General features: G+C 70.4%; 11 protein-coding genes and 1 pseudogene. 3 read left to right on the top strand and 9 right to left on the bottom strand.

The features are described from left to right. Both Q0112_RS03635 and Q0112_RS03630 read left to right on the top strand, forming a co-directional pair. A pseudogene (locus tag Q0112_RS03635) lies at positions 1-361 on the top strand (RlmI/RlmK family 23S rRNA methyltransferase); the annotation flags it as partial. Then, positions 358-942, top strand: a complete 585-nt coding sequence (locus tag Q0112_RS03630; protein ID WP_297971531.1) for an RSP_2648 family PIN domain-containing protein — start codon at positions 358-360, stop codon at positions 940-942. The pseudogene Q0112_RS03635 and the gene Q0112_RS03630, both read left to right, overlap by 4 nt. Here Q0112_RS03630 and Q0112_RS03625 read toward each other — a convergent pair. From Q0112_RS03625 to Q0112_RS03585, 9 genes are all read right to left on the bottom strand, one after another. Then, complete coding sequence (locus tag Q0112_RS03625; RefSeq protein WP_297971528.1) at positions 905-1,252, bottom strand: DUF779 domain-containing protein; 348 nt, start codon at positions 1,250-1,252, stop codon at positions 905-907. The two genes, Q0112_RS03630 and Q0112_RS03625, sit on opposite strands and share 38 nt — an antisense overlap. Then, the gene (adhP, locus tag Q0112_RS03620) at positions 1,252-2,283 is read right to left on the bottom strand and encodes an alcohol dehydrogenase AdhP (RefSeq protein WP_297971525.1); all 1,032 of its coding nucleotides are present in this window, start codon (positions 2,281-2,283) and stop codon (positions 1,252-1,254) included. The genes Q0112_RS03625 and adhP overlap by 1 nt, the downstream gene beginning before the upstream one ends. Positions 2,284-2,410: 127 nt before the next feature. Then, the gene (adh, locus tag Q0112_RS03615) at positions 2,411-3,928 is read right to left on the bottom strand and encodes an aldehyde dehydrogenase (RefSeq protein WP_297971522.1); all 1,518 of its coding nucleotides are present in this window, start codon (positions 3,926-3,928) and stop codon (positions 2,411-2,413) included. Between the two features lie 178 nt (positions 3,929-4,106). After that, entirely contained in the window at positions 4,107-4,424 is a 318-nt protein-coding gene (locus tag Q0112_RS03610) for a DNA-binding transcriptional regulator (RefSeq protein ID WP_297971518.1), read from the bottom strand. After that, positions 4,408-4,791: a type II toxin-antitoxin system RelE/ParE family toxin gene (locus tag Q0112_RS03605; RefSeq protein WP_297971515.1), complete on the bottom strand. Its 384-nt coding sequence runs from the start codon at positions 4,789-4,791 to the stop codon at positions 4,408-4,410. The genes Q0112_RS03610 and Q0112_RS03605 overlap by 17 nt, the downstream gene beginning before the upstream one ends. A 74-nt stretch (positions 4,792-4,865) precedes the next feature. After that, positions 4,866-5,819 carry a helix-turn-helix domain-containing protein gene (locus Q0112_RS03600; protein WP_297971512.1) on the bottom strand — a complete coding sequence of 318 codons (954 nt, stop codon included), beginning with the start codon at positions 5,817-5,819 and terminating at the stop codon, positions 4,866-4,868. A 67-nt stretch (positions 5,820-5,886) separates the two neighbouring features. Beyond that, positions 5,887-6,936, bottom strand: a complete 1,050-nt coding sequence (locus tag Q0112_RS03595) for a patatin-like phospholipase family protein (protein WP_297971509.1) — start codon at positions 6,934-6,936, stop codon at positions 5,887-5,889. Then, positions 6,933-7,718, bottom strand: a complete 786-nt coding sequence (locus Q0112_RS03590; RefSeq protein ID WP_297971506.1) for a 3-hydroxybutyrate dehydrogenase — start codon at positions 7,716-7,718, stop codon at positions 6,933-6,935. Before Q0112_RS03590 ends, Q0112_RS03595 begins: the two co-directional genes overlap by 4 nt. Positions 7,719-7,791: 73 nt before the next feature. After that, positions 7,792-8,001 carry a hypothetical protein gene (locus Q0112_RS03585; RefSeq protein WP_297971503.1) on the bottom strand — a complete coding sequence of 70 codons (210 nt, stop codon included), beginning with the start codon at positions 7,999-8,001 and terminating at the stop codon, positions 7,792-7,794. A 397-nt stretch (positions 8,002-8,398) separates the two neighbouring features. Here Q0112_RS03585 and Q0112_RS03580 point away from each other — a divergent pair, with 397 nt between their 5' ends. Continuing rightward, positions 8,399-10,102: an extracellular solute-binding protein gene (locus Q0112_RS03580; protein WP_297971533.1), complete on the top strand. Its 1,704-nt coding sequence runs from the start codon at positions 8,399-8,401 to the stop codon at positions 10,100-10,102. Positions 10,103-10,237: the final 135 nt, after the last annotated feature.

Below are 10,237 nucleotides of genomic sequence, written 5' to 3'. Positions count from 1 at the left end.
CGATGCCTTCGAGGCGATGGCGGCGCTCGCCGGCGAGGGGCGGCGGTTCGGGGTCGTGGTCTGCGACCCGCCGGCCTTCGCGCCGAACAAGGCGGCGCTGGAGGCGGGGCTCCGGGCCTACGAGAAGGTGGCGCGGCTCGGGGCGGCGCTGGTCGAGCCGGACGGTTTCCTGGTGCTCTGCTCGTGCAGCCACGCGGCCGATCTGGCGCGGTTCCGGGAGGCGAGCCTCCGGGGGGTGGCGCGGGCCGGGCGCGAGGCGCAGATCCTGCACGTGGGGGGCGCGGGGCCGGACCATCCGGTGCATCCGGCGCTGGCCGAGACGGCCTATCTCAAGGCGCTCTTCCTCAGGCTCGGCCCGTGAGGGTGCTGATCGACGCCTGCGTGCTCTTTCCGACGGTGCTGCGGGAGATGGTGGTGGGCGCGGCGGCGGCGGGCGGGTTCGCGCCGCTCTGGTCGGCGCGCATCCTCGAGGAGTGGGCGCGGGCGACGCGGCGGCTGCCGGAGGGGGCGGAGGCGGTGGCGCGCGGGGAGATCGCGCTCCTGCGCGCGGCCTGGCCGGAGGCGGAGGTGGCGGTGGCAGAGGAGCTGGTGGCGGGGCTGTCGCTGCCCGATCCGGCCGACCGGCACGTGCTGGCGGCCGCGATCGCCGGGGGCGCGGAGGTGCTGCTGACGCTGAACCGGCGGGACTTTCCGACCCGCACGCTGGCACGGCACGGGATCCTGCTGCGCGAGCCGGACGGGTTTCTCGTCGAGCTGCTGGAGGAGGGGGTGGACCTCGGCCGGGTGGCGGCCGGGGCGCAGGCGCGGGCCGAGGCGGCATCGGGGCGGGACCAGCCGCTGCGGACGCTGCTGAAGCGGGCGGGGCTGCCGCGGCTCGGCAAGGCGCTCGCCGGCCGGGCGGGCGTCAGGGGCGAGGCGGCAGGCAGACCCGGGAACGGGTGAGGAAGCGGCGTTCGCGGCCATTGTCGAGGGAGAACATGCCGCCGCGGCCGGGGACCGCGTCGATGACGAGGTCGGTGTGCTTCCAGGCCTCGTACTGCGGGCCGCCGATGTAGAAGGGCGCCCCGCCGATGTGGCCGAGGAGGACGTCGCTGTCGGCGAGGGCGAACTCGCCGAGCGGGTAGCACATCGGCGAGGAGCCGTCGCAGCAGCCGCCGGACTGGTGGAAGAGGACGGGGCCGTGCTCGGCGGTGATCTCGGCGAGGAGGGCGAGCGCCGCCGGCGTGGCGCTCACCTTGTCGAGTGCGGCCATCACGAGGCGAGGTCGAGGACCATGCGGCCCTCGATCTGGCCCTTGTGCATCCGGGCGAAGATGTCGTTGATGTCCTCGAGCCTCGCGCGGGCGACGGTGGCCTTGACCTTGCCGTCGCGGGCGAAGTCGAGGCTCTCCTGCAGGTCGAGGCGGGTGCCGACGATCGAGCCGCGGACGGTGATCCCGTTCAGGACCATGCCGAAGATGTCGAGCGGGAAGTCGCCGGGGGGCAGGCCGTTGAGCGAGACGGTGCCGCCGCGGGCGACCATGCCGATCGCCTGCTCGAAGGCCTTGCGGCTGACGGCGGTGACGAGCACGCCCTGGGCGCCGCCGCCGGTCTCGCGCTTGATGACGGTGGCCGGGTCCTCGTTCATGGCGTTGACGGTGAGGGTGGCGCCGAGCTTGCGGGCGAGCTCGAGCTTGTCGTCGGCGATGTCGACGGCGGCGACGTTGAGGCCCATCGCCTTGGCGTACTGCACCGCCATGTGGCCGAGGCCGCCGACGCCGGAGATGACCACCCAGTCGCCGGGCCTGGTGTCGGTGACCTTGAGGCCCTTGTAGACGGTGACCCCGGCGCAGAGGACCGGCGCGATCTCGACGAAGTCGATGTTGGCCGGCAGGTGGCCGATGTAGTTCGGGTCGGCGACGACGTATTCGGCGAAGCCGCCGTTGACCGAGTAGCCGGTATTCTTCTGCTCGAGGCAGAGCGTCTCCCAGCCGCCGAGGCAGTGGCGGCAGTGGCCGCAGGCGGTGTAGAGCCAGGGGACGCCGACGCGGTCGCCCTCCTTGACGTGGCGGACGTCGCGGCCGACGGCGGAGACGAAGCCGACGCCCTCGTGGCCGGGGATGAAGGGCGGGCTGGGCTTGACCGGCCAGTCGCCCTCGGCGGCGTGCAGGTCGGTGTGGCAGACGCCGGAGGCGCGGATCGCCACCTGGATCTCGCCGGGGCCGGGCTCGGGGACGGGCACCTCGTCGATGGTGAGGGGCTTGCCGAACTCGCGGACGACGGCGGCTTTCATGGTCCTGGCCATTTCTTCCTCCTTCGGTTGCACGGGCCGGAGTCGCACGCGTGCGACTCTGGACAAGGCGCTGATTTCACTTGCATTCAAGGCGCGCGTTAACCGGATCTTCGCACAGGTTAACGCGCGCCGGAAGCACTCAGAAGAAGCCGAGCTTCTTCGGGCTGTAGCTGACCAGCATGTTCTTGGTCTGCTGGTAGTGGTCGAGCATCATCTTGTGGTTCTCGCGGCCGATGCCCGACTGCTTGTAGCCGCCGAAGGCCGCATGCGCCGGGTAGGCATGGTAGCAGTTGGTCCAGACGCGCCCGGCCTTGATGCCGCGGCCGAAGCGGTAGGCGCGGTTGCCGTCACGGGTCCAGACGCCGGCGCCGAGGCCGTAGAGGGTGTCGTTGGCGATGGCGAGCGCGTCGGCGTCGTCCTTGAAGGTGGTGACGGAGACGACGGGGCCGAAGATCTCCTCCTGGAAGATGCGCATCTTGTTGTGGCCCTGGAAGATCGTCGGCTTCACGTAGAAGCCGGCCCCGAGCTCGCCCGGCAGCTCGTTGCGGCCGCCGCCGGTCAGGACCTGCGCGCCCTCCTGCCTGCCGATGTCGATGTAGGAGAGGATCTTCTCCATCTGCTCGGAGGAGGCCTGGGCGCCGATCATCGTCGCCGGGTCGAGCGGGTCGCCCTGGACGATGGCCTCGGTGCGGGCGATGGCCTTCTCCATGAAGCGGTCGTAGATCGATTCGTGGATGAGCGCGCGCGAGGGGCAGGTGCAGACCTCGCCCTGGTTGAGGGCGAACATCACGAAGCCCTCGATGGCCTTGTCGAGGAAGTCGTCGTCCTCGGCGGCGACGTCGGCGAAGAAGATGTTCGGGGACTTGCCGCCGAGCTCCAGCGTCACCGGGATGAGGTTCTGGCTGGCGTACTGCATGATGAGCCGGCCGGTCGTGGTCTCGCCGGTGAAGGCGATCTTGGCGATGCGGTTCGAGGAGGCGAGCGGCTTGCCGGCCTCGAGGCCGAAGCCGTTGACGACGTTGAGGACGCCGGGCGGCAGGAGGTCGGCGATGAGGCCGACGAGGAGGAGGATCGAGGCGGGTGTCTGCTCGGCCGGCTTCAGCACGACGCAGTTGCCGGCGGCAAGTGCGGGGGCGAGCTTCCAGACCGCCATGAGGAGGGGGAAGTTCCACGGGATGATCTGGCCGACGACGCCGAGCGGCTCGTGGAAGTGGTAGGCGACGGTGTCGTGGTCGATCTCGGAGATCCCGCCCTCCTGGGCGCGCACGACGCCGGCGAAGTAGCGGAAGTGGTCGATGGCGAGCGGCAGGTCGGCGTGGGTGGTCTCGCGGATCGGCTTGCCGTTGTCCCAGGTCTCGGCGCGGGCGAGGAGCTCGAGGTTGTCCTGCATCCGGTCGGCGATGCGGTTGAGGATCAGCGCGCGCTCGGCGGCGCTGGTGCGGCCCCAGGCGTCCCTGGCGGCGTGGGCGGCGTCGAGGGCGGCCTCGACGTCCTGGGCGTCGGAGCGGGCGATCTCGCAGAGCTTCTGGCCGTTGACGGGCGAGAAGTTGTCGAAGTAGCGCCCCGAGGCCGGCGCGGTCCACCTGCCGCCGATGAAGTTGCCGTAGCGGGTCTCGAAGGGGGCGGTGGCGGTGCGGAAGAATTCGATCTTGTTCATGGGTAGCCTCCCGAAGCTTTGCTTTGGAACCGCTGGGCGCGGTCCGTGAAAGAATGTTGCGCGATGGAGTCGCAGCTGTCAGGAGGGGGGCGGCGGCCGACGAGCGGCGGGTGTCTCACATCTGAGACAGGTGGAGGGCGCTTCGCGCGGCCGTGAGCGGTCGAGAGCGGCGTCAGGCTCAGGCGACGGCCTGAAGCCCCTTCTTCGCCACCAGGGTGAGGAGCTTCAGCGAGGCGCCGCGGGGACGCTTCTCGCCGCGCTCCCACTGGCTGACGAGGCCGCTGGTGACGTTCAGGTGCCGCGCGAAGACGGCCTGGCTGACGTTTTCCCGCAGGCGGACGGCCCGGATCTCCTCCGGGGTCAGCGGTTCGATCGGTGTCAGGCAGAGGGCGTCGAAGTCCTTCATCGACTGCTTCGACAGGATCCCCGCCGCGCTGAGGCCGGCGGCGGTCTCGTGCACCGCCGCGAGGGCGTCGCTCCTATACCGCTTGGTCATGGTCCGTCACCTCCGAGATCGTTCCGTTCGCGAGCGCCGCCGCGATCGCCGCGTCGCCGAGGTCGAGCAGCTCGCGGGCGAGCCGGCGGAAGGCCTCGAGCTCGTCGTCGCGGATGTTGCTCCGGCTGCTCTTGGCGAAGCCGTAGACGAAATAGGCGCTCCGTTCGCGGCGAAAGAGGATGATGCTGCGAAAGCCGCCGGACCGGCCCTGGCCGGGCCGGGCGATGCGCTGCCTGATGACTCCGCCACCGAGATCGGCGTCGAAGATGCCGCGTTCCGCGCGGCGAACCGCCTCGACCAGCGCTGCATCGTCGATCCTTTCCCTCGCGGCGAAGCGGGCGAAGGGCTTCGTCTTGAAGACACGCATGCGATCTCCGCCGTAGCGCGGTTATATATAGCACTCAGTGCTATAGGGTTCAACCGGGCCGGCGTATCGGGAGCTCAGGTTCGCGCCGAGAGGCCGAGGCGGTCGAGCTTGCGGTAGAGGGTGGCGCGGCTGATGCCGAGTGCCCTGGCGGCGGCGGAGGCGTTGCCGCCGGCGCGGGCGAGGGCGCGTTGCAGCGCGCCGCGCTCGGCGGCGTCGAGGTCGCCGTCGGGCGCGCCGATGAGGTCGGCGGCGGGGCGGGGGCGGGCGAGCGCCTCGGGGGTGAGGGCGAGCGCGAGGCGGGCGGCGCGGGTGGCGCCGATGACGAGGTCGTCGCGGTCGACGGCGATGAGGCCGCCGCCCGACTTCTCGCTGCCGGGGGCGACGAGGACGCGGGCGTCGGGGAAGGCGAGGCGGAAGGCCTCGGCCTCGATGCGGCGGGCGGCGTCCTGCACGGCGACGGCGATGAGGCCGACGAAGGCCTCGGTGAGATCGGCCCGGCAGGAGGAGACGTCGAGGGCGGCGGCGAGGCGGCCCTCGTGGTCGAAGATCGGCGCGGTGGTGCAGGAGAGGTCGGTGTTGCGGGCGAAGAAATGCTGGTCGCGGTGGATGGTCAGTGCCCGCTGCTCGACGATGCTGGTGCCGATGCCGTTGGTGCCTTCGGCGGCCTCGCTCCAGACCGTGCCGGTCCAGAGGCCCCAGTCGCGGAAGGTCGCATCGTCGGAGACGGTGCCGCGGCGGTCGAGAGGGACGCCGTCGCCGTCGGCGAGGAGCACGCAGCAGCCGACGCCGCCGACCGCCTGGAAGAGCCGGTCGAGGGCGGGCCCGGCGACGTGGAGGAGCGGCTCTACCCGCTGGCGCGCGCGGCCGAGCTCGGCGTCGGACAGGCGGCGGGGCGGGGCGCTGACGGCGGGGTCGAGGCGGTGCAGCGCGGCGGAGCGGCGCCAGGAGGCGGCCAGCGCGGAGCGCGCCGGCGCGTCGCCCTCGACGGCCGCCTGCACCCGGTCGGCATGCCGCTCCCGTCCGCGCATGCGCCCTCCGCGAGGCCTCGAGCGGCCCCGTTGCCATCTCGATGCCCGACAGGCGGCCGTTTGTCCACTAGGAGGCGATGACGGCGGGGAGATCGACGGTCGAGCAGCGGCCGACGGAGGGGCGGTTCTCGGCGAGGAAGCGCTCCATCGCGGCGCGGCCGGCGTCCTTGAGCTGGAGGAGAAGGGCGCGGTTGAGGGTGAGCTTCGTCACCATGCCGAGCTGGTTCATCAGCGCGTCGTCGCTGATCGAGTGGACGTTGTTGCGCTTCATCGTGCCCTCGGCGATCACGCCCTGGTCGAGCAGGCGGTTGACGAAGGCGATGGCGCGCAGTTCGTGCAGGAGCGAAGCGTTGAAGCTTACCTCGTTGATCCGGCTGATGATCTCGGACGAGGTGCGCGGCAGCTCCTCGCGGTGGAGCGGGTTGATGTGGATGATGAGGATGTCGGCGGCGCGCGTGTGGTAGAAGAGGGGATAGAGGGCGGGGTTGCCGGTATAGCCGCCGTCCCAGTAAGCCTCGAGCCGGCCGGTGCGCGGGTCGTGGATCTCGACCGCCTGGTAGAGGGTGGGCAGGCAGGCGGAGGCGAGGATGGCGTCGGCGGTGATCTCGTCGCCCATGAAGATGCGCGGCTTGCCGTCGCGGACGTTGGTGGCGTTGATGAAGAGCTTCGGCCCCTTGTCCGAGCAGACGACGGAGGTGTCGAGCATCTCCTCGACGATGCCGCGCAGCGGGTGGAAGTTGGTCGGGTTGAACTGGTAGGGCGAGAGGAGGCGGGTGATGGCCTCGGTGGCGAGGACGGCGGGGCTCGCCTCGAGGAAGCGCGCGGTGATGGCGGGGCTGGGCGAGACGGCGCGGAGCCAGTCCATCATCGCGTCGCCGAAGACGCCGTCGAGGCCGGAGACGCGCAACCAGAAGGTGTCGAGCCATTCGCGGGCGCCGGCGCGGCCGCCGAGGACGAAGCCGTGCTTGAGGGCGGCGGCGTTCATCGCGCCGGCCGAGGTGGCGGTGATGCCCTCGATCTCGATCTCCTCCTCCTCGAGCAGGCGGTCGAGGACGCCCCAGGTGAAGGCGCCGTGCGCGCCGCCGCCCTGCAGCGCGAGGTTGATCGGGATCGTCACAGGGCGGTCCAGCCGCCGTCGACCGAGAGGGTGGTGCCGGTGACCTGGTCGGCGGCGGGCGAGCAGAGGAAGGCGACGCAGCCGCCGATCTGCTCGACGGTGGCGAACTGCTTCGAGGGCTGGCGCTGGAGCATGACCTCGCGGATCACCGTCTCGCGGTCCATCCGGTGCACCTGCATCTGGTCGGGGATCTGCGCCTCGACGAGGGGGGTCAGCACGTAGCCCGGGCAGATGGCGTTGCAGGTGACGGGCTCCTCGGCGGTCTCGAGGGCGGTGACCTTGGTCAGGCCGACGACGCCGTGCTTGGCCGCGACGTAGGCCGACTTGAAGGGCGAGGCGGTCAGGGCGTGCGCCGAGGCGATGTTGACGATGCGGCCCCAGCCCTGGGCGCGCATCAGCGGCAGGGCGGCGGCGGTGGTGTGGAAGGCGGAGGTGAGGTTGATGGCGATGATCCGGTCCCAGGTCGCCGGGGGGAAGTCGGGGATCGGCGCGACATGCTGGATGCCGGCGTTGTTGACCAGGATGTCGACGCGGCCGAGCGCCTCGGCTGCGCGCGTCACGAGTGAGCGGCAGGCCTCGCCGCTCGCCATGTCGGCCTTGAGGTAGATGGCGCGGACGCCGGTCCTGCCGGCGATGCCTTCGGCGAGGGCGTGGTCCTCGGGGGCGTCGGTGAAGGAGTTGAGCACGACGTCGGCGCCGGCCGCGGCGAGCGCCTCGGCCACGCCGAGGCCGATTCCCGAGTTGGATCCGGTGACCACCGCCACCTTGCCCTTCAACGACATCCGCTTCCTCCGCCGGTTGCTGTGCGGCGGCAGCATAGTCGTTGCAGGTGCGAAGGCAACGGGCCGCGGGGCGTCAGATGTCGACGCTGCCCGGGGTGCGCCAGGCGCAGGTCCAGCGCGAGACGGTCCAGCGCGGGTGCGATTCGTGCCAGCGGGCGATCTCGGCCTGGCCGCGGGTGGCGCAGGCGACGAGCGAGAGCTCGGCGGGATCGTAGAGGAGCGAGAAGTTGCGGCACTCGGGGGCGCCGAACGAGAGGCAGGCGGCAATCAGGAGCTCGATCATCCGGAGTCTCCGGGTTCCGGCGCGCTTTCGGCGAGCCTACGCCCGAATCCGGCGCGGATCAATTTCGCTGCCTGTGCGAAGACTTCGCATCGGCCGGGAGAGGGATCGTCGGGCGCGAAAAAAAGACGCCCTCGCGAGGAGGGCGTCAAGTCGTTGAGGCAGGTTTCATACAGGCAAGAAACCTATCGAGCAGTGGAACCCTTATACAAAATCAAAGGTCTATCGCCAAGACAAAAATCCGCGTGCGGCGCCCGGCAGGGGGGGCTAAGGGTGACCTTGGTAAATCATTCGCGAGGATGTGACGGATATGACACGCTTCGTCCCGGCCATCAGCCTGGCGCTCGCGGCAGTGTCGCTCGCGACCGTGGCCGTGTCGGAACCGAGCCATGGCATAGCTATGTATGGCGAACCGGCGCTGCCACCGGATCTTGTGTCGCTGCCTTACGCCAACCCGGACGCGCCGAAGGGCGGCACTATCGTATTCGGGGAAACCGGCGGCTTTGACTCGCTCAATCCCTACATATTGAAGGGACGGGCGCCGGCCGCCGTCGCCAGCCATGTCTTCGAGACGCTGATGGCGCGGAACTGGGACGAGCCCTTCGGGCTCTACGGGCTGCTGGCCGAATCGATCGACACCGGGCCGGATCGCGCGTGGGTCGAATTCACGCTGCGGCCGGAGGCGAAATTCTCCGACGGATCGCCGGTGACGGTCGAGGACGTCATCTGGTCGATGGAGACGCTGGCCGAGCAGGGGCTGCCAAGATACCGGAATGCCTGGGAAAAGGTGGCGAAGGTCGAGCGGACCGGCGAGCGGTCGGTGCGCTTCGACTTCAGCGAGCCGGACAGCGAGCTGCCGCTGATCATCGGGCTGCGCCCGATCCTGAAGCGGGCCGACTGGGAGGGCGTGGACTTCGCCGAGAGCAGCCTGCGCGTGCCGGTGGGGTCGGGGCCCTATACGATCGGCAGCTTCGAGCCGGGGCGGTACATCGCCTTCAAGCGGAACCCGGACTACTGGGGGAAGGACCTGCCGATCAACCGGGGGGTGAACAACTTCGACACGATCCGATACGACTACTTCGTCGACGGGGGGGCGCTCTTCCAGGCCTTCACCGCCGGCGAGCTCTCGGTCTACCGCGAGTTGAACCCGACGCGCTGGGCGCGGGAATACAACTTCCCGGCGGTGACCTCGGGCAAGGTGGTCAAGGAGGAGATCCTGCACGGGCGGCCCTCGGGGATGGAGGGCTTCGTCTTCAACACCCGGCGGCCGGTCTTCGCCGACTGGCGGGTCAGGGACGCGCTGCTGCACGCCTTCAACTTCGAGTTCGTCAACCAGACGCTGAACGGCGGCGCCTTTCCGCGGCGGGCGAGCTACTTCGCCAACTCCGCGCTCGGCATGGGGACGGGGCCGGCGGAGGGGCGGGTCCGGGAGCTGCTCGCGCCCTTCGCGGACGGCCTGGTGCCGGGGGCGCTCGACGGCTATGCGCTGCCGGCCTCGGACGGGTCGGAGCGGAACCGGGCCAACATGCGGGTGGCGGCGCGGCAGCTCGAGGCGGCGGGGTGGAGGGTCGAGGAGGGGGTGCTGAGGAACGCGGCCGGGGAGCCGTTCAGCTTCGAGATCCTGCTGACCTCGGGGCAGAGCGAGGCGGCGGCGAACATCTTCTCGGACGCGCTGCGCCAGCTCGGGATCGAGGCGCGGGTGAAGCTGGTCGACCAGGCGCAGTACAACGCGCGCAAGAACGACTACGACTTCGACATGGTGGTGAACACCTGGAACATGTCGCTCTCGCCCGGGAACGAGCAGACGCTCTACTGGGGGAAGGAAGGCGTGACCGTGCCGGGGACGCGCAACTACATGGGGATCGACAGTCCGGCGGCGGAGGCGATGATCGCAGACATGCTGGCGACGCGGGACCCGGTGGAGTTCCGGGCGGCGGTGCAGGCGCTCGACCGGGTGCTGACGACGGGGCGCTACGTGATTCCCTTCTGGTTCTCGGACCGCAGCCTCGTCGCGCACAAGGCGGAGCTCAAGCATCCCGAGGCGCTGCCGGTCTACGGCGACTGGATCGGCTGGCTGCCGGAGGTCTGGTGGCTGGAGAAGTGAGTGGGCCGGCCGCACGGGCTCCGCACAGTGCGGGCCCGGGGCAAGCGGTTGTAAATCAAGGATAAGGCGCGGGGCGTTTACCGCATCTCAACGGAGGTTAACGCCGCGCGCGGAGGAGGAGCCACAGCAGTCGGA

The organism is uncultured Amaricoccus sp. (assembly GCF_937858865.1).
Taxonomy (GTDB): Bacteria; Pseudomonadota; Alphaproteobacteria; order Rhodobacterales; family Rhodobacteraceae; genus Amaricoccus.
The sequence above is the reverse complement of the archived record's forward strand: the minus strand, read 5'-3'. Positions and strand labels throughout refer to the sequence as shown.